Below are 18,967 nucleotides of genomic sequence, written 5' to 3'. Positions count from 1 at the left end.
TATTATCTATTAATTCAAAAAGACTTGCAATCTTTTTATTGAAATGACGAAATCAAATAGAAAAATTGTATTTTCAAAGCCGAATAAAAAAAATCCCGGCTTCGAACCGGGATTTTTTCATACAGTAACTACTCTTTTTCATTTTTAATCAAGTCATAGGTCAAGCATACAGGTTTATTTGTACGGGGATCAGTCACGATTTCGGCATCAATCTGAAATACCTGCTTCAAAATGTCCGGTGTCATGACCTCCAGTGCAGTTCCTTCCTTGATGACCGTGCCTTTTTTGAGCGCGATCATATAATGGGAAAAACGAGCTGCGTGGTTAAGGTCATGAATGACCATTAAAATCGTCCGCCCCTGCTCTTTGTTGAGTCTGTCAAGCAGCTGCAGAATTTCAAGCTGATGTGCAAGATCAAGATACGTCGTAGGTTCATCCAGCAGCAGCAGTTCCGTCCCTTGCGCAAGCGCCATGGCAATCCACACGCGTTGACGCTGTCCGCCTGACAATGCCTCAATCGGCCGTTCAGCATATTCAGCCATTCCTGTTTCTTCAAGCGCCCATTTGATAATCCGGCGGTCTTCGTCATTTATTCTGCCGAATCCTGATTGATGCGGAAACCTGCCGTACGACACCAATTCGTGCACCGTTAGGCCGCTCGGCGCTTCAGGTGTCTGTGGCAGAATCGCCATATCTTTTGCAATGTCCTTTGTAGACATTTTATGAATCGCTTTGCCGTTTAAATAGACGGCACCTGCATGCGAACGCATAATTCTGGACATTGTTTTTAAAATCGTTGATTTCCCGCAGCCGTTCGGGCCAATTAAGGTGGTAATTTTCCCTTTAGGAATCGCTATATTTAAATCCTCTACAATCACCCTGTCGCCATAACCGATTCCAAGCTGTTCCGTTGATAATGAATTCATATTCGGCCCCCTCCTCTAATTCGCTTTCATCAATAAATAAATAAAGTAAGGCGCACCTAGCACGGAAATGACAAGTCCGACCGGAATTTCTGATGGTGCCAATACATTTCTCGCCATCGTATCAGCGAGCAAAAACAGGAATGCGCCGATGAGAGCGGAGACCGGTATCAGCGTCTGGTGACGCGGACCGGTCAGCCTTCTAGCCACATGAGGCGCGATCAATCCGAGAAACGCGATGCCTCCCGCAGCTGCCACGCATGAAGCGGCAAGAGTGACCGCTGCCAGAAGGAGAATCCGCCTCTCCCTTTCAACAGCAGTGCCCAGTCCGGTGGCTAATTGGTCTCCTAGCTGCAATATGTTCAAATAGCGTGCCTTATATAAAGTAAACGGTAGCAAGATCACAATCCAAGGAAGGATCGCCCAGATCATATTCCAGTTCGCTCCCCATATTGAGCCGGATATCCAAACCGCGGCTTGCATAAAATCATGAGGGTCCATCTTGAGCTGAAAAATCAGCAACAGGGCGTTGAATCCGGCATTTACCCCTATGCCGACTAAAATCAGCCGAATCGGTGTGACGCCCTTTTTCCATGCCAGAAGATAAATGAGAAACGCAGCGAGGATTGCTCCTGCCAAAGCACTGAACGGCAGCATAAATGTTCCGAAAAAGCTGAGATCTGAAGCTGATCCTTGAAAAAAGTATATAAAAAGCACAACGGCAAGTGAGCCGCCGGCGTTAATTCCGAGAATACCAGGTTCAGCAAGATCATTTTGAGACACGCTTTGCAAAATGGCGCCAGCAACGGCGATTCCTGCTCCAACAAGCAAAGAAAGGATGATCCGGGGCAGCCTGAACTCAAATAAGACAAGTTCATCACGCGCTGTCCCTTGGCCGAAAAAGACCTGAAGCGTTTTAAGCGGTGCAATTTTGATAACACCCAAATTGAGACTGATAAAAAAGACCACCACGATGAGCATAAGGGTCACAGCCATTACTGCGAGCGGTTTTCTTGTTGTTGTTTTCATTACAGCCCTCTCCTTTCACGACGTGCCAAATAAAAGAAAAAGGGAACGCCGATGAGAGAAGTCAGTGCGCCGACAGGCGTTTCAAAGGGTGCGTTTACGAGTCTGGCCGCTATGTCAGCAAAAACAAGCAAGACAGCACCAAGCACCGCCGAGCAGGGAATGATCCACCGATAATCCACACCAACCAAAAATCGGGTAATATGCGGAATGATCAGCCCGATAAATGCGATGGTGCCGGCTATGGAAACCGCAGCTCCGGTCAAAATCACTACGATAAGCATACCAACCAGCTTTACCGCTGATGTATATTGTCCTAGCCCTTTTGCCAGATCGTCACCAAGACTTAACACTGTCACAGACCGGGCGATGAAAAACGCCAGCGTTAAACCGACAGCCCCTGCAATAAGCAAAAGCTGGACCCCTGACCATTTCACACCCGCTACCCCGCCCGCATACCAAAAGCTGATATCCTGAGCGACATCAAAGCGGATTGCAATGGCAGTTGAAATGCCGGTAAAGAAATAAGTAACTGCCGTACCCGCCAGAGCAAGCTTTACAGGCGTAAGTCCGCCCCTTGAAAACATGCCGATGCCCATTACCGTCGATGCACCCAGTCCCGCTCCCGCAAAGGACAATAGCACAAGCCCCATAGCAGAAAGTCCGGGAAAAAAGGCAAACGCAATCGAAACAGCAAACGCAGAGCCTGATGTCACACCCATAATCGAAGGTTCTGCCAAAGGGTTTCTCGTCATCCCCTGCATGATCGCTCCCGACACTGCTAACAATGCGCCTACAAGTGCGGCAGCAGCCGTTCTCGGCAGCCGAAGATCATGTATAATTTGGTGAGATGTCTTTGTCGGCTGATAATGAAAAATGGCGTCCCATACAGTGCGCAAATGAATATCCGCTGCACCGAGGGATATGGATAAAAGTGCGCCAAGGCAAAGCAGGCATAGACCTGCAATAAGGACGATAACCGCGCCACATGTCCTTGACGTCCATTGGATTTCTTCTGATGCAGTCTGTATATTTTTATGTTGACTCAACTGCCGTACTTCCTTTCTGATACTGATAATGATTATCAATTGCTGTTTCAGTATATCACTTTTTTCAGCTGATTTTGAACAAAAATGAAAATACATTTGCAAAAATATCGTGTCAACCGGCACTTGCAATGGTATAATCACAGATGATAATGATTCTCTTTTTCATCTTTTTTTTAGAAAGAAGGTATGAGATATGACCCATAAATACAAGAAACTCGGAGCCGCGTTTTTTGCCCTGTTATTGATTGCAGCTCTGGCAGCCTGCGGGAATAACTCAGAAAGCAAAGGCTCTGCCTCTGATTCAAAAGACGCAGAAACCTTTACATACAAGGCTGAAAACGGAAATGTAAAAATCCCGAAGCATCCTAAACGGGTGGTTGTCATGGCTGACGGCTACTACGGCTACTTCAAAACACTTGGCATCAACGTTGTCGGTGCACCTGAGAACGTATTTAAAAACCCTTACTACAAAGGAAAAACAGCCGGCGTCGAAAACATCGGAGACGGCACTTCGGTTGAAAAGGTCATTGATTTAAACCCTGACCTGATTATCGTCTGGACAACACAGGGTGCTGATATTAAAAAGCTTGAAAAAATCGCGCCGACTGTCGCAGTAAAATACGATAAGCTCGACAACATCGAACAGCTGAAAGAATTTGCAAAAATGACTGGAACTGAAGATAAAGCTGAAAAATGGCTGGCCGAGTGGGATAAAAAAGTTGCGGCAGCTAAAACAAAAATCAAAAAAGCGGTCGGTGACAAAACCATTTCCATTATGCAAACGAACGGAAAAGACATTTACGTATTCGGTAAAGACTTTGGAAGAGGCGGAAGCATCATTTACAAAGACCTCGGCCTGCAGGCGACAAAGCTGACAAAAGAAAAAGCCATTGACCAGGGACCTGGTTATACAAGTATCTCATTAGAAAAACTCCCTGACTTCGCAGGAGATTATATTTTCGCGGGCCCATGGCAATCAGGCGGTGATGATGGCGGCGTTTTTGACAGCTCCATTTGGAAGAACCTTAACGCCGTTAAAAATGGCCATGTCTACAAGATGGACCCGATCGGATTCTATTTCTCTGACCCGATTTCATTAGAAGGACAGCTGAAGTTTATTACGGAAAGCTTGACTAAATAAACAAAAGAGCCGCCTGCCCGCGGCTCTTTTGTCTCATTTATAAGGATCGTTCAATTTGATCGGATATTTTCAGGAAGTTGCATATTCGATTGCCACTTAATTTTTTGATTCCAGCTTTCCTGTGAACTATGTTAACGAACAGTAGAAATTCTTTTTTATAAAAAAAGACACCTGACAAAACAAATCAGGTGTCTTTTCATTATGCTTGTTTTTCTCTCTGGAACTTTTTACTCACAAATGGATAAACAATCAAGCCGACAAAGAATAAACCAATGCCAAGAATAAATGTCGTTAAATCTGCTGTGCCTGTTACAATAACAAACACAGAGTATGCACACGCCAGTATCGCGATCAATCCGTCTCTTACACGAGAGCCTTTCAGCTGGTCATACGTTTCACCTTTGATGACAAGCTTCAAGCTGTAGATTGCTGATACCAGATACGGAATTAAATATGCGAGTGTCGCCGCTGTCGTTAAAAATGTAAATGCGTCACTTATTGTCCGGGAAATAACGGAGAAAATGAAGACCTGTGACATGACGTTTGTAATAATGAGTGCAATGACCGGGCTTCCCTTTTTATTCGTTTTTGCAAAAAATGCCGGGAAATCTCCTGCTTTAGCGGCTTGGTATGGCACCTCAGAGCCAAGCAAAATCCAGCCGAGCATCGTTCCGAATAAACAAAGGATAGCCAAAAGCGCCATAATCACGCTTCCCGCGTTTCCAACAATCGCATAGAGTACATCAACAAATGGTTTTTCAGAGCCGACAAGCTTATCATGCGGCAGAACACCCATCGTAATTAAAGTCACTATAATATAAATGCTCAAAGCAATCAGCAAGCCGGTAATCGTCGCACGTTTCACATCACGCTGAGAACGCGCACGGCCGGACAGGATCACCGCGGATTCAATTCCGACAAACGCCCACAGTGTAGAAATCGCGGCGTTATGAACCTGGCCGCCAATTCCAATGCTTGTGCCGTTTTCTCCTTGAACCGGGAAATAAAAATGACCGAATAATGTCGTTTGAAACACAAACAAACCGGCAACGATAAAGAAGACAAAACCTAATACTTTAGAAAGCGTTGTGACAAAGTTCAATTTACTTGCTCCGTTAATGCTGGCAACAAGAATCGTGTGCGTTCCCCATAACAAGATCGTACATACGGCAAACGTCAGCAATTGGCCGAGTGTCACCTCTTGCCCGCCGATCGAAAACATCTCACGTTTGTCAACCAAGATCGGGAAGAACGAAGTCAAGTAACCGGCGAGACTTGTGATGATCGCCACGTTGCTGATCCAGCTCGCCACCCAGTAGCCCCACACCATTGTGAAACCGGCAGCGTTGCCTTTCTTCGGATCGGAAAACAACGCTCTAGCATAACTTTGCGGTCCCGCTGTCAGTTCAGGCTTGCGAATAGACAAGTGCCCGAACACAAGCGCAATCATCAGCACGCCGGCACCTGTCAAAAGCCAGGCGGACGTAGCGCCAAACGGACTTGCGATTGAAGCAAGCGAGCTCGGCAGGGAGAAAATTCCTGATCCAACCATATTTCCAACGACAAACGCCGTTAATAACCAAAAACCCCATTTTTTTGTCTGTTCCATTCCAGTACCTCCATGATTCTTTGTACGGACCAGACCCCGAGATCATATAAACGCAAAAAAAGCCTGAACAAAAGTCCATGCTTAAAGAAACACACACCCTTGATCTCCGGATAGCCCTCCGCGAAAAAGCACGCGGCAGTCCTGCACTTATTCAGATACAGTCCCAGCATAGAGAAGGATCGGCTTTCTCCACACTTCGGCGCTGATGCCTTTTACACATGTTTAACAGCCCCTGTCAGCCTGGCATGTGTGACTCATCATCCGCGCAACCTCTACCTCACTGAGAAAGAGTGAGGATTTAATTATTCAGTTACTCCCAGAAGGTTATCAAAGAAAGGATGATCTGTCAAAGGGAACAGATGGAAAATACGGATAGAGCCAAGCCCTATCCGCATGTGGTTATCGATTATTTTTCTTTTTTTGCACAGCCTCTTGAAGCGGATCATCTTTTAGAGCTGAACCAGCATCTTCAAGAGCTCCTTGGATTACGTTTTTTTCTTTTTCGGAACGTTTTCCTTTATCTTTATTAAAGAAACCCATTCGTATCACCTCTTTTAAAAAATAGGTACATGTTTAAGATGCCTTTTTCCTGAAAAATTATGCGGGATATTTTTTATCGTACAAAGTCCTGTTGATCAAACATACATTCTCTTGATATATTTGTAATTCAGAGATTTTTTGCAAAAGATAAAAGGAGAAGCGGCAAATGACAGGAAAAACACACATCATGGGAGGCATCGCTTCTTGTACGGCGGCGGCTTATTATTATGGATTTGATCCAGTGCTTATGGCTGCGTCAGGCGCGGTTGGGGCATTGATTCCCGATATCTGCCACACGCAAAGCAAAATCGGGAGAAAATTCCCTATTTTATCGAAAGTGGTCAGCTCCGTTTTTGGCCACCGTACCTTTACACACAGCCTGCTGTTTATGCTCATCATGTTTTTTATCACTTCTACATATATTCCAGATAAAAACATCTCAGCCGGCTTGATGATCGGAATGGCGAGCCACTTGATTCTTGACGCTTGGACGGTGAACGGAATCAAATTACTATTCCCTTCAACGATCCGCGTGCGGCTTCCATTATATATGAAGACAGGCAGTTTTTCTGAGCAGCTCGTGCTAGCGGGCCTGACCCTTGCTTCATGTTACTACTTTTATATGCTGTTTCATGGGCGCATGTTGTAAACGCGAGTGCTGAGACTTGTCTGAACCAGCTGTTTTTAGTAGGTTTTACTTAAGAAGCATTTCATGCAGATGATCAAGAAAACGTGAGGAGTCATATTGATGAAAGGAACCTTTTTTCACAATCAGCGGTTTTTATGTTTTTCGATCTTGTTTATGTGGATCAAAACGTATGTGATATATAAACTCGGCTTTGATTTGCAGATCGATACTCTGTTGGAAGAGCTGATTTTGCTGATCAATCCGCTCAGCTTTATCCTTCCTTTATTCGGGATCGGCCTGCTTCTGAACGGAAACAAGCAACGGGTCTTTTTGCTGATTGCCAATTTGGTTCTGACTGTCATCTTGATCTCCAATACGATTTTTTACGGCTTTTATATCGATTTTATTACCATTCCGGTTTTATTTCAGGCCAGCAACATGAGCGATATGGGCAGCAGTGTAAAAGAACTGTTCCATCCTCTGTTTATTGCCCTGTTTGCGGATTTGGCTTGTCTGCTGCTGCTCGCTAGAAAAACGAAACAGCCGCAGACAAAAGCCGCTCCCCGCACGATCAAACGGTACTTTGCAGCTTCCTGCGGCATGATTTTATGCACGCTGGCACTTGCAGAAGTACAGCAGCCGAAGCTTTTGGCACATTCCTTTGACCGGGAAATGCTCGTCAAAAGCATCGGCCTGTTTCAGTTCCATATATACGATACGATTTCTCAGACTGTTAATATAAGCGCGAAGGCATTTGCCGATGAAGACAGCATAACTGCCATTAAAAATTACACAGAGGCTGATTACAGCAAGCCTGATCAAAGCAAATTCGGACTGGCAAAGGGGCGCAATGTCATCTTTATAACACTTGAGTCGACCCAAAGCTTTGTTCTGAATGAAAAAGTCAATGGAAAAGAAATTACCCCATTTATGAATGATCTCATTAAAAAAAGCTATTACTTTGATCATTTCTATCAGCAAACAGAACAAGGGAAAACATCTGATTCAGAATTCATCGTTGCTAACTCGCTGTATCCTTCCCTTAGCGGCGCCGTCTTTTTCACGAAAAGCGACCATCAATTTCATACGATGTACAAATCGCTGAAACAGCATGATTATTATTCAGCAGCCTTTCATGCCAATCATAAAACATTTTGGAACAGAGATGTCATGTACGATACATTTGGCATTGACCGCTTTTTTGATGTAGATGACTTCCATGTCACTCCCGGAACATCGACAAGCTGGGGCTTAAAGGATAAGGAATTTTTAGAGCAGTCCGCCGAAAAGCTGCAAAGTCTGCCGCAGCCATTCTTCAGCAGTTTCATCACGTTAACGAATCATTTTCCGTTTGAGATTGATAAAGAGGATCAGCTGATTGATGAATACGATTCGAGCAGCGCCCTGCTAAACCGTTATGTGACAACAGTGCGCTATGAGGATGAGGCATTAAAGCATTTTATCAAAAAGCTGAAGGACGAAGGCTTATACGAAAATTCGCTGATTGTATTTATGGGAGATCATTACGGCATTTCAGAAGCCCATAACGAGGCATTGGCGGAGTTTTTAGGAAAAGACGAAATCACGCCGTATGACAATGTTCAGCTCCAGCGGGTGCCGTTTATCATACATATCCCGGGAATCACCGATCAACAACCGGAAACCATCTCTGATGTTGGCGGACAAGTCGACGTCAGACCGACACTGATGCATTTACTCGGCGTTGACACAAAAGGCGATATTCAATTCGGCAATGATTTGCTGTCAGGCGATCGCACACCATTCGCCGTTCTGCGAAACGGAAGCTTTATTACGAACGATTTTATATACACGAAGAACACGTGCTACAGCCAAAAAACAGGTGAAATACTGGAAGATCAGGATGCGTGCCTCCCTTATAAGGAGAAAGCAAACGAAGAACTGTCTCTCTCTGATAAAATTTTAAATGGTGACCTGCTCAGGTTTTCCGAATGAAAAAATCCCTCTATTAAAGAGGGATTTTTTACGTTTCCAACATCACCTTGCCAGTCAGCTTCGTTTCATAGCCGTTTAAATGAGACAGATTCGCCTTGTAGTCCTCAGAATTCAAAATCTCCTTCACGGCTTTGAGCAGCTGCTCATTTTTTTTCAAAACGACGATATCATATTGTTCGTCGATGAGCGGGATAAAATCAACACGTCCCATATGTGCCGCGTGCTGCGCTCCGATTCCCGCGTCAGCCTGTCCGCTTGAAACTTGTGAAGCGGCAGCGTAATGATCGGTCACAATATCGCCGTATCCCTTTACATCAGCCGGATTCACACCAAGCAAGCCAAGCTGTTCATCAAGGAGCACCCTTGCGCCAGAACCCTTTTCCCTGTTGATGATCCGGATATCAGCTCTTTTCAAGTCTTTCCAGCCTTGAATGTTCTTCGGATTCCCTTTTTGCACATACAGTCCTGCTTTGCGGAGAACGACATTGATGAGACAAAACGGTTCACCTGACAAAATCCGTTTCACATAAGGCGCATTATACTGGCCCGTTTCAGCATCGTACAAATGGAGGCTGACAATGTCACACTTGCCTTGATACATATCAATCAGGCTGTTTAAGCTTCCTTTGTATTTACGGAGCGGCGTCTCTTGAATGGCATTCTCTAAATGCTTGCTGAGAAGATCCATCGAAATGTCCTGTCCGCTGATCATGACATTCGGTCTGCCGTCCGGCTCAGCCTCCTGCACCTGTTTCGGCGCTTCTGTTGCAGCGATGGGCTGAGACATTCTCATATTCGTCTTATATTGCTTTAAATCTTCTTCATCCACACGCATCTGCCTTCCGACACGGTAAGCAGGCAGCACGCCTTTTTTAATCAAATCATAAACGGTCAGCTTTGATACCTTCAGCAGACCTGCAACTTCTTCTATCGTATAGGAAGAGGTTTCATTCATCATCATCACTCTCCTATTTTATTATACCTTTTCGCTGAATGTAAAAAAACCCACATAAACCAAACATAATCAGTTATAATTAGATATAACTAATCATAAGGGGTGCAATCATGTTTAAGAAGTATTCTATTTTAATCGCAGCCTTAACCGCTTTTCTTCTTGCAGCAGGCTGTTCTTCAAACCAGTCTTCAACGGACAGCGAGAAAAAAGTAACATTAACGATCTCAGCTGCCGCAAGCGCACAGGATGCACTTGAGGAAATCCAAAAAAACTATGAAAAAGAACATCAAAACATTACCATCCAAGATAACTATGGCTCATCCGGCGCCTTGCAAAAACAGATTTCTCAAGGAGCAGGAGCAGATCTGTTCTTCTCAGCTGCTGAGGACAAATTTAAAAAGCTGGTGGATGATGGGGATATCGCAAAAAAAGACAGCACTGATTTAGTCGGTAATGAAATTGTGCTGGTCGTACCGAAAAACGGAGATTCACCTGTGACAAGCTTCAGCAATCTGGCTGAATCAGAAAAAATCGCACTTGGCACTCCGGAATCCGTACCGGCAGGAGCTTATGGGAAAGAATCACTGACAAAGCTGTCTTTATGGGACAAAGTGAAGGATAAAATTGTGTATGGAAAAGACGTTCGCCAAGTTCTTTCTTATGTGGAAACCGGCAATGTAGACGCAGGTATTGTTTATAAAACAGATGCCTTGGTCTCAAAAAAGGTCAAAATCATTGACGAGGCAAAAGCAGATACACACAGCCCGATTGTCTATCCGTTAGGAATCGTAAAAGATACAAAACACCGTAAGGAAGCGAAGGAATTTTACGAATACCTGCAATCTGATGAAGCAATGAAAGTATTTGAGAAATATGGCTTTACTGCCGAGTAGCATAAGCGCTTCAGAATTTTTCACACCCGTTGTGCTTTCCTTTCAGGTGGCGGCAGTTGCCGGAATTGTTGTCATTATTCTCGGAACACTTGCTGGAGCATGGATGTCACGGGCATCATTTTTCGGAAAAACGGCGCTCGAAACATGTTTTATGCTTCCTCTCGTTCTTCCGCCTACTGTTGTCGGTTTTATTTTGATCGTCATTTTCGGAAAGCATAGCTTCATCGGACAAGCCATCGAGTGGATCTTCCAGCAGCCTGTCATTTTCACCTGGTGGGCCGCTGTGATCGCCTCGGCTGTTGTGGCCTTTCCGCTCATGTATCAATCAGCCAAAACCGGATTTGCTGACATTGACCCCGATATACAAGGCGCGGCAATGGTAGACGGCGCAAGCAGATGGAAGGTCTTTATCCATATCTCCGTCCCGCTTGCCTATCCTTCATTGCTAACCGGAAGCATCCTGAGCCTAGCGCGGGCGCTTGGAGAGTTCGGCGCAACACTCATGTTTGCCGGGAACATCCCCGGTGTTACACAAACACTGCCGACGGCCATATATGTCGCATTGGATTCAGGAAACAATACCCTTGCCTGGGCATGGGTCGTCTGTATTGTTGTCATTTCCTTTTTGATGCTGTTTTTCATTCAACAGAAAAAAACGCACTAAAAAACTCCCCGTAACGGGGAGCTTTTTGATTAAAACAGAAGCTCATCAGGATTTGGGCCGACACGCTCATCTTTGTTTAATGCGTCAATTTTGTCCATGTCTTCTTGAGACAATTCGAAATCAAAAATATCAGCGTTTTCGATGATACGGTGTTCTTTAATGGATTTTGGAATGGTTACAACTTCATGCTGCAGATCCCAGCGCAAAATCACTTGAGCTACAGATTTATTGTGTTTTTCAGCAATCTGTGTCAGCACCTCGTTATCCAAAAGCTGTCCCTGCATGAGCGGAGACCACGCTTCCAGCTGAATGCCTTGTTTTTTACAATAGTCTCTTAATTCTTTTTGCGTCAAACGAGGGTGAAATTCAACTTGGTTCACCATAGGTTTGATTTCAGCATCTTTTAACAGCTCTTCTAAATGATGAACTTGGAAGTTGCTGACACCGATCGCGCGAATTTTGCCGTCTTTGTACAGCTTTTCAAGCGCGCGCCATGTATCTTTAAATTTATCTTTGCCAGGCCAATGGATCAAATATAAATCTAAATAATCAAGCTGCAGTCTTTCCAGGCTTTTTTCAAAGGCAGCAAGCGTTGTTTCATAGCCTTGATCTTCATTCCACACTTTTGATGTGATGAAGAGCTCTTCTCTTGCCACACCGGATTCTTTAATCCCGATGCCAACACCTTCTTCATTTTTGTAGATCGCTGCTGTATCAATGCTGCGGTAGCCGTTTTTAATTGCCGCTTTCACTGATTCGGTCGCTTCACTACCATTTTCCACTTTAAAAACACCTAGACCGAACCAAGGCATTTCAACTCCGTTATGTAACTTTACCGTATCTTTTAAACTTGTTGGCACTTGAACATCCACCCTTTCACTGAAATGTAAGCGTCTATATTATCTCACATTCCTCTCAGCCGATACCAATCATACGCTTAAGACCCTCTTTTTGCTTCTTTTTTCACAGCAAAGGCAAAACAAAACACTATTTTTTTCCTGTTTTAACAATATTGAGATTACAAATACATGGAGCAGGGAATGCGTTTAGTGTAACCAAATGAAAACAAAGGAGGAAACAACTTGAAACGTATTCGTATCCCAATGACACTTGCTCTTGGTGCCGCTTTGACAATTGCCCCTTTGTCCTTTGCTTCCGCTGAAGAAAATCCTGCTCCGAAGATCTCGCAGACAACAACTGCCGGAACAACTGCCGCTGATGTAGGTTTAAACGTCAACCTAGATGTACTTGGAATTGCCAACCAGATCGCTGATGCCATTAAATCCGCACAGAATCGGGATGGATTTGTGAAAAATCTCATGGAGTCTTCCTTCTACGCGTCCGGCCAAAAATATAACGTCATGGTATTTAATTTAAGCCAGGAATATGAAGATCATTTGAACGGTGTGCAATTTTATGGCTCAGCCGTTTATGACGGCATTACGTATGGCATTTGGGTATTTGAAGACGGAACATTTACAAATAAGGGCGATGGCGGCTGGATTAACTGGGCCTTCAGAGGCTGGTTCGACCGGGATGGCAGCACTGTCGAATTTCATCGCCCTTAATATAGAAAAAAGCTGGCGCTCTCACGCACCAGCTTTTTTGCTGCATTTATTCGCCGCCTTCAAGCATGGCGGCTTCAACATCATTAATGTATTGGCGAAGCTCATGGGAGATGTCCCGGGAAATTTCTCTTTCTTCGAACAGCGTTTGAATTTCATTTCTGATCGCCTGCACAGCCTTCAGCTTCACTTCCAGTTTTTGATTTTCAAAATGGGCGCTTGATTTTAACTCATGATGGCTGTTTTCCAGCCTGAAAATTAACTGTTTATAGAAGGTAATGACAGATAAAAACACTTCCTTATGTTCTTCCGTCTTATGTTTTTCCAAATATTCTATCGCTGCTTTTGCCGTTTTTACTCTTGTTGCCCGTATCAATCCCGCTTCATTTAATATCGACATCTCCGGCTTTTTATGTTCACCGAAGAAAATCCAATACATCAGCCTCTTGAGCCTTGTTTTTGATAACCCGACCTTAAACGGGTTGGCATACAAAATTTCCAACTCGTTAAATCGTTCTTGCAGCACATTTGCTGTTTCTTCCGGGATGTCTCCCCGCTCCAGCATTTTCATCAGTGCCTCTTGCTCAGCCTTAACCCCTTGCGCACGGACCTTCCGCTCATGCTTTTTGATACGATTAGATGAGGTATACTGCTGAAAACGAAGGTTTTTCATTTTCTCATTGTATTCAGCTATAACCGCAAGAGAGGCCGTTTTGTTTGTATCGTTCATGTCCTCCTTTATCGTTTGGAGGGCTGTTTTGATCAACTTGCGTCTCGCCGTCAGCAGCTTCTTATTTCGTTCCTCGTCCTCTTCTTCTTTTTCAGTCAGAACCGGCAGCACTACGGTGGCAATGACAAGCGTGCATAAAATGACGCCGGCTGCTAAAAAGAGAATCAGATTTCTTTCCGGAAACGGCGTGCCGTCCTCCAGGAAATACGGAATGGAGAAAGAACCCGCAAGCGTTACTGCTCCGCGCACACCGGAAATCGAAATTAACAGTGTCGAACGAAGACCCGGTTTATAGATGTTTTGATCTTTATTAAAGAACCATTTGCCGTTCCAAAAGAACAGCACCCACAGGAATCTGAGGAGCATTAACGTAAATGTGATGACTAGGATATAGCCGATCACCTTCATGTTGCTGATGGCGGTGTCGTTAAAGATAACAGAAATCACATCTGGGATTTGCGTGCCGAGAATAACAAAGACCAGGCCGTTCAAAATAAATAAAATAATGTTCCACGTACTTGAGGAGACGATTTGCAGCTTGATCATCGTTGATTCCAGACGATCCTGTTCAACCGCATGAGTGATCCCTCCCGCCACAACAGCTAAAATGCCGGAAACGCCGATTTCTTCAGCGGCCAAATAAATCACAAACGGCGTCAGAATTTGAATCAGCATATGCATCGTGACATCCTGCATGCCAAGGCGGCGCAGAAATAGGCGAAAACGAATAATCAAAAATGAAATGACTACCCCGCACAGCAAGCCTCCAAGAGAGATAAAGACAAAACTGACAGCCGCTTGCGCTAATGAAAATGCACCAGTCACTGCCGCTGCAATCGCAAACTTAAAGGCTACAAGGCCTGATGCGTCATTCATCAGCCCCTCACCTTCAAGCAGGCGAAGAATCCCTTTTGGCATTTTCACTCTTCCTGATAATGCGCTGACAGCGACGACATCAGTCGGTGAAAGAATGGCCGCAAGTCCAAAGGCCGCTGCCAGCGGAATATCAGGAATCATCCAGTGAATCGTATAGCCGCCTACAATCACAGTCGCAAACACTAGGCCGAGTGCAAGCAATAAAATCGGAGCTCTTAAATTCCAAAGCTCCGCCCGCGGCGTCCTCTTTCCATCATTAAATAGCAGAGGCGCGATAAACAGAACAAAAAACAATTCGGTGTTTAATTCAAAATGAAGTCCCTGTGGAAATGAGGCGGCAAGAATCCCAAGAGCCACTTGAATCAGCGGCACCGGAATAAACGGAATAAATCGGTTCACGATATTAGAAATCGCAATAATCGTTAATAAAACGAGCACAACTAAAAATATGTCCAAATGCATGACCTCCTTCGTCTGTTGTCTTTTGTGCATGGTGAGTCTTGTCTAAAAGTCGCTGAGCCAGGCTGGCCTTGCATCCGATATGTGGTTTCGCAGGAGTTTGCTCCACACTGTCTTCTTTTTATAGTACCCTTTTTAGGGTATTTTTTCTCATGATATGCTCACAGTGAACTTTTTTGCATCAGAGCAAATTGCAAAAAAAGAGACAGGAAGCTATTCCCCGTCTCTCGTCTTTCTTTCTCAATCATGAAAATTCGTACCGTCAGTTGTTGCTTTAATAATGCCGGCGCGGATGACAAAGTCACCGAAATGCTCGCCTTCCTCACGTTCTTTCGCATAGCGGGAAAGAAGGACGCGAAGCTCGCTTAAAATGTCTGCTTCACCGATGTTTTCACGGTACATTTTGCTTAAACGGCTTCCGTCAAACGCAGCGCCAAGATACATATTATATTTGCCCGGCGCCTTTCCGATAAATCCAATCTCACCGAGTGCGTGGCGTGCACAGCCGTTCGGGCATCCTGTCATGCGAATGGTGATTTCCTGATCACGAAGGCCGTTTTCGTCAATAATCTCTTCAACCTTATCTAAAAGGGTTGGCAAATAACGTTCTGCTTCCGCCATTGCCAATCCGCAGGTTGGAAGAGCGACGCAAGCCATCGAGCTGCGGCGGAGTGCTGAATGATGCTTGCCGTCAGTTAGTCCGTATTGCTCGATTAACGCACTGATTTCATCTTTTTTCTCGCTTGAAACGTTCGCGATAATCAGGTTTTGATTGGCCGTCAGACGGAACTCGCCTGTGTGAACTTTGGCGATTTCCCGTAAGCCTGTCATCAGCTTATAATCATCGTAATCCGTTATACGGCCGCCTTCGACAAACAGCGTGAAATGCCATTTATCCTCGATGCCTTCCACCCAGCCGTAACGGTCGCCGTTATGATCGAAATGATATGGCTTCGCTTCTTCCAGGCTCCAGCCGAGACGGTTTTCCAATTCTTCTTTTACGTTTTCTAAACCGAGGCGGTCAACTGTGTATTTGAACCGCGCATTTTTGCGGACAGAACGGTTTCCGTAATCACGCTGAATCGTAATTGTTTTTTCAGCAACGTCATACATTTGATCGGGCCGGCAGAATCCGATGACCTTGGCTAATTGCGGGTATGTGGCTGTGTCGCCATGCGTCATTCCCATACCGCCGCCGATCGCCACATTAAAACCGATCAGCTTGCCATCTTCGACAATCGCAATGAATCCGAGATCTTGTGAAAAGACGTCAATATCATTAGACGGCGGAACGGCAATACCGATTTTAAACTTCCGCGGCAGATAGAGCGGTCCGTACATTGGCTCGACTTCTTCATCCGGCGTGCCGGCCACTCTTTCCTCATCAAGCCAAATTTCATGATAGGCTCTCGTCCGCGGCAGCAGATCATCACTTAATTTTTTAGACCACTCGTATACCTCTGAATGGATTTCAGACTGATAAGGATTTGATGCGCACATGACGTTACGGTTTACGTCTCCGCAGGCTGCGATCGTATCCAAAAGCGCTGAGTGGATCGTCTGGATGGTTTTCTTCATGTTCCATTTCAAAATCCCGTGCATTTGGAACGTTTCACGTGTCGTCAGTTTTAATGTGCCGTTCCCGTATTTCTGAGAAAGGTCATCCATGACAAGCCATTGCTCAGGCGTTGAAACGCCCCCTGGCATACGCACGCGCAGCATAAACTGATATGCGGGTTCAAGCTTTTGCTTTTGGCGTTCATTGCGGAGATCGCGGTCATCCTGCAAATAACTGCCGTGGTGCTTCATCAGGCGGTTGTCATCATCCGGAATTCCGGCACTGATCCGATCGAGCATCACTTCTTTCAGTGTGCCGCGCAAATAGTCACTTTCTCTTTTAATGCGTTCAACATCACTTGGAGAGCCGTCCGGTGCTTTTAAGATTTTGGTCACCATGTTGAAAAACTCCTTTCATGTCAAATCAGTATACATCACGCTGGTAGCGTTTTTGCTGCTGCATATCGGCAAGATAAGCTTCCGCTTCTTCGCGGCTCATATTGCCTTCTTTTTCGATAATCTCAAGTAATGTGTTATGGACGTCATGCGCCATGTGCTTTTCATCTCCGCAAATGTAAACAGCCGCTCCTTCTTGAAGCCATTCGAACAACTCTGCGCTCTGTTCAAGCATGCGGTGCTGCACATATACTTTTTCTTCCGTATCACGCGAGAACGCCACATCCATTTTTGTCAGCACACCGTCTTTGAGCCAATTCTGCCACTCTGTCTGGTAAAGGAAATCCGTGACAAAGTGCTGATCGCCAAAGAACATCCATGCTTTTCCTTCTGCTCCCGTCTCCTCGCGCTCCTGCATAAAGGAACGGAAAGGCGCGACGCCTGTCCCGGGGCCGACCATGATAATTGGTGTTTCAGGATCTTTCGGAAGCTTAAAGTTTTGGTTGTGCTGTACATAAACAGGCAGTGTGTCCCCCGGCTGCAGACGTTCCGCACATAAAATTGAGCAGACGCCTTTTCGTTCACGGCCGTGCGCATCGTAGCGAACTGCGCCGATTGTTACATGCACTTCATCCGGATTTGCGGATAAACTGCTTGCAATCGAATAAAGGCGGGCAGGCATTTTTCGCAAAATCGAGACAAACTGCTGCGGAGATACACTGAATGGGCCATAATCACGGACGAGATCAAGCAAATCGCGTCCTTCAATATAAGCTTTTACATTTTCCTCATTTCCCGGGGCTAAAAGCTCTCTAAGCTCCTCACTTCCCGTCAGTTGGGCTGCTTGTTCAAGAAGCGGTTTTGTGAGAACGGTAATCTCATAGTGAGAAATCAGCGCTTCCTTCAGCGGACGGACATCACCTTGCTTATTAAGCGTCACAATTTCTTCCGGGTCCCAATTCATTTCCTTAAGGAGCAGCTCGACAAGCTCCGGATCGTTTTCCGGATAGACGCCGAGACTGTCACCAGGCTCGTAAGTCAGGCCAGATCCTTCAAGAGACAGCTCCACATGACGTGTTTCTTTATTTGATCCTCTGCCGTTCAAATTCAAATTTTCTAACACTTCAGCCCGAAACGGGTTTGTTCTGGAATACGAAGACTCACCCGTTTGAGACGCAGCCGCCGGCGCAGGTGCGGCGCTTCCGCCCCCAGCTTCATTTAATCCCTTCAATACACTCTCAAGCCATTCGGCTGCTGGTTCATCATAGTCAAGATCGCAATCAACGCGCGGAGAAATCCGTTTTCCTCCGAGTTCTTCTAAGCGCTGATCAAATTCTTTCCCTGTCTGGCAGAAAAATTCGTACGAACTATCACCAAGCGCCAAAACGGAAAATCGCAGATCTTCAAGCTTAGGCGCCCGTCTTCCATGCAGAAATTCGTGAAACGACAACGCGTTATCAGGCGGCTCGCCTTCACCGTGTGTACTGACGACGATTAAAAGATTGGTTACCTTCTTCAGCTGATTCGGCTTAAAATCGCTCATGGATGAGACGGTCACTTGAAAACCGCTCTGTTCAAGCTGCTTGCCGGCATTTTCTGCAAGCCCCTGTGCGTTTCCTGTTTGTGAACCATAAAGAACGGTCACTTCTTTTGAAACGGCCGGTGCCGGAGCTTCCGCAGACACAGCTGCCGCCGGCGCACCCGCAGTTTCTTGGGCGGAAACAGATTGCGCTGATAAATATCCGCTCAGCCAGATTTTCTGGGATTCGGTCAAGGTCGGCAGAAGGCGGTTAAGGAGCTCTGCCTGCTCCTGATTAAACGGACTGTTCATTACCTGAAGTTGCAACGTATCCACCTCACAAAGTTATAAACTGATCGAAAATTGCATCTAATTGAACTTTACCGGAATACTAGGCTTAAGTAAAATATATTTACATGATGATAACTATTAAGAATCCTAATGATAAAACGGCTATGCTTCA

General features: G+C 45.3%; 16 protein-coding genes and 1 riboswitch. Of the genes, 6 read left to right on the top strand and 10 right to left on the bottom strand.

The annotated features are described in order from the left end of the window. Window positions 1-128: 128 nt before the first annotated feature. Genes BLL41_RS08130 through BLL41_RS08120 form a run of 3 tightly spaced genes read right to left on the bottom strand, consistent with a single transcriptional unit; the run spans window position 129 to window position 2,998 of the window. Window positions 129-926: an ABC transporter ATP-binding protein gene (locus tag BLL41_RS08130; RefSeq protein WP_071577452.1), complete on the bottom strand. Its 798-nt coding sequence runs from the start codon at window positions 924-926 to the stop codon at window positions 129-131. Between the two features lie 15 nt (window positions 927-941). Next, window positions 942-1,952: a FecCD family ABC transporter permease gene (locus tag BLL41_RS08125; protein WP_071577451.1), complete on the bottom strand. Its 1,011-nt coding sequence runs from the start codon at window positions 1,950-1,952 to the stop codon at window positions 942-944. Continuing rightward, window positions 1,952-2,998: a FecCD family ABC transporter permease gene (locus BLL41_RS08120; RefSeq protein ID WP_071577571.1), complete on the bottom strand. Its 1,047-nt coding sequence runs from the start codon at window positions 2,996-2,998 to the stop codon at window positions 1,952-1,954. Before BLL41_RS08120 ends, BLL41_RS08125 begins: the two co-directional genes overlap by 1 nt. Window positions 2,999-3,191: 193 nt before the next feature. On the opposite strand from BLL41_RS08120, the gene BLL41_RS08115 reads away from it, so the two are divergent. Continuing rightward, window positions 3,192-4,139, top strand: a complete 948-nt coding sequence (locus BLL41_RS08115; RefSeq protein ID WP_071577450.1) for an iron-hydroxamate ABC transporter substrate-binding protein — start codon at window positions 3,192-3,194, stop codon at window positions 4,137-4,139. A gap of 199 nt (window positions 4,140-4,338) precedes the next feature. Here the strand turns inward: BLL41_RS08115 and BLL41_RS08110 are convergent, their stop codons facing one another. Further along, window positions 4,339-5,748, bottom strand: a complete 1,410-nt coding sequence (locus BLL41_RS08110; protein ID WP_071577449.1) for an amino acid permease — start codon at window positions 5,746-5,748, stop codon at window positions 4,339-4,341. A gap of 103 nt (window positions 5,749-5,851) precedes the next feature. Beyond that, a riboswitch (Lysine riboswitch) is annotated at window positions 5,852-6,031 on the bottom strand. Between the two features lie 116 nt (window positions 6,032-6,147). Continuing rightward, the gene (gene sspJ / locus BLL41_RS08100) at window positions 6,148-6,288 is read right to left on the bottom strand and encodes a small acid-soluble spore protein SspJ (protein WP_003221612.1); all 141 of its coding nucleotides are present in this window, start codon (window positions 6,286-6,288) and stop codon (window positions 6,148-6,150) included. Window positions 6,289-6,454: 166 nt separating this feature from the next. Here sspJ and BLL41_RS08095 point away from each other — a divergent pair, with 166 nt between their 5' ends. Together BLL41_RS08095 and BLL41_RS08090 are read left to right on the top strand one after the other, a co-directional pair. Next, entirely contained in the window at window positions 6,455-6,937 is a 483-nt protein-coding gene (locus tag BLL41_RS08095) for a metal-dependent hydrolase (protein WP_014665369.1), read from the top strand. A 99-nt stretch (window positions 6,938-7,036) separates the two neighbouring features. After that, a complete protein-coding gene (locus BLL41_RS08090) occupies window positions 7,037-8,890 on the top strand; it encodes an LTA synthase family protein (RefSeq protein WP_071577448.1) in 1,854 nt (617 codons plus the stop codon). 28 nt (window positions 8,891-8,918) lie between these two features. On the opposite strand, the gene BLL41_RS08085 is transcribed toward BLL41_RS08090, so the two are convergent. After that, entirely contained in the window at window positions 8,919-9,845 is a 927-nt protein-coding gene (locus BLL41_RS08085) for a substrate-binding domain-containing protein (protein WP_071577570.1), read from the bottom strand. Window positions 9,846-9,955: 110 nt separating this feature from the next. Here BLL41_RS08085 and modA point away from each other — a divergent pair, with 110 nt between their 5' ends. Further along, window positions 9,956-10,738: a molybdate ABC transporter substrate-binding protein gene (gene modA / locus BLL41_RS08080; RefSeq protein ID WP_071577447.1), complete on the top strand. Its 783-nt coding sequence runs from the start codon at window positions 9,956-9,958 to the stop codon at window positions 10,736-10,738. After that, entirely contained in the window at window positions 10,710-11,402 is a 693-nt protein-coding gene (gene modB / locus BLL41_RS08075; RefSeq protein ID WP_014906541.1) for a molybdate ABC transporter permease subunit, read from the top strand. Before modA ends, modB begins: the two co-directional genes overlap by 29 nt. Window positions 11,403-11,431: 29 nt before the next feature. Here the strand turns inward: modB and pgoN are convergent, their stop codons facing one another. Further along, the gene (gene pgoN, locus BLL41_RS08070) at window positions 11,432-12,262 is read right to left on the bottom strand and encodes a glyoxal/methylglyoxal reductase (RefSeq protein WP_069150310.1); all 831 of its coding nucleotides are present in this window, start codon (window positions 12,260-12,262) and stop codon (window positions 11,432-11,434) included. Between the two features lie 222 nt (window positions 12,263-12,484). Here pgoN and yvgO point away from each other — a divergent pair, with 222 nt between their 5' ends. After that, window positions 12,485-12,970 carry a stress response protein YvgO gene (gene yvgO / locus BLL41_RS08065; protein ID WP_014665375.1) on the top strand — a complete coding sequence of 162 codons (486 nt, stop codon included), beginning with the start codon at window positions 12,485-12,487 and terminating at the stop codon, window positions 12,968-12,970. Between the two features lie 46 nt (window positions 12,971-13,016). Here the strand turns inward: yvgO and BLL41_RS08060 are convergent, their stop codons facing one another. From BLL41_RS08060 to BLL41_RS08050, 3 genes are all read right to left on the bottom strand, one after another. Continuing rightward, window positions 13,017-15,029: a Na+/H+ antiporter gene (locus tag BLL41_RS08060; RefSeq protein WP_014665376.1), complete on the bottom strand. Its 2,013-nt coding sequence runs from the start codon at window positions 15,027-15,029 to the stop codon at window positions 13,017-13,019. Window positions 15,030-15,272: 243 nt separating this feature from the next. After that, window positions 15,273-16,988 carry an assimilatory sulfite reductase (NADPH) hemoprotein subunit gene (cysI, locus tag BLL41_RS08055; RefSeq protein ID WP_071577446.1) on the bottom strand — a complete coding sequence of 572 codons (1,716 nt, stop codon included), beginning with the start codon at window positions 16,986-16,988 and terminating at the stop codon, window positions 15,273-15,275. A 25-nt stretch (window positions 16,989-17,013) separates the two neighbouring features. Beyond that, window positions 17,014-18,831, bottom strand: a complete 1,818-nt coding sequence (locus BLL41_RS08050; protein ID WP_071577445.1) for an assimilatory sulfite reductase (NADPH) flavoprotein subunit — start codon at window positions 18,829-18,831, stop codon at window positions 17,014-17,016. Window positions 18,832-18,967 lie beyond the last annotated feature (136 nt).

Origin of the sequence: Bacillus sp. FMQ74, assembly GCF_001875785.1 — a bacterium.
Classification (GTDB): domain Bacteria; phylum Bacillota; class Bacilli; order Bacillales; family Bacillaceae; genus Bacillus; species Bacillus stercoris.
Note: the sequence above shows the minus strand (reverse complement) of the source record. Positions and strands in the feature narration are given on the sequence as shown.

Coding starts and splice junctions, on each gene's coding strand:
- BLL41_RS08130 (WP_071577452.1), bottom strand. CDS start 926: ATGAATTCATTATCAACGGAACAGCTTGGAATCGGTTATGGCGACAGG.
- BLL41_RS08125 (WP_071577451.1), bottom strand. CDS start 1,952: ATGAAAACAACAACAAGAAAACCGCTCGCAGTAATGGCTGTGACCCTT.
- BLL41_RS08115 (WP_071577450.1), top strand. CDS start 3,192: ATGACCCATAAATACAAGAAACTCGGAGCCGCGTTTTTTGCCCTGTTA.
- BLL41_RS08110 (WP_071577449.1), bottom strand. CDS start 5,748: ATGGAACAGACAAAAAAATGGGGTTTTTGGTTATTAACGGCGTTTGTC.
- sspJ (WP_003221612.1), bottom strand. CDS start 6,288: ATGGGTTTCTTTAATAAAGATAAAGGAAAACGTTCCGAAAAAGAAAAA.
- BLL41_RS08095 (WP_014665369.1), top strand. CDS start 6,455: ATGACAGGAAAAACACACATCATGGGAGGCATCGCTTCTTGTACGGCG.
- BLL41_RS08090 (WP_071577448.1), top strand. CDS start 7,037: ATGAAAGGAACCTTTTTTCACAATCAGCGGTTTTTATGTTTTTCGATC.
- BLL41_RS08085 (WP_071577570.1), bottom strand. CDS start 9,845: ATGAATGAAACCTCTTCCTATACGATAGAAGAAGTTGCAGGTCTGCTG.
- modA (WP_071577447.1), top strand. CDS start 9,956: ATGTTTAAGAAGTATTCTATTTTAATCGCAGCCTTAACCGCTTTTCTT.
- cysI (WP_071577446.1), bottom strand. CDS start 16,988: ATGGTGACCAAAATCTTAAAAGCACCGGACGGCTCTCCAAGTGATGTT.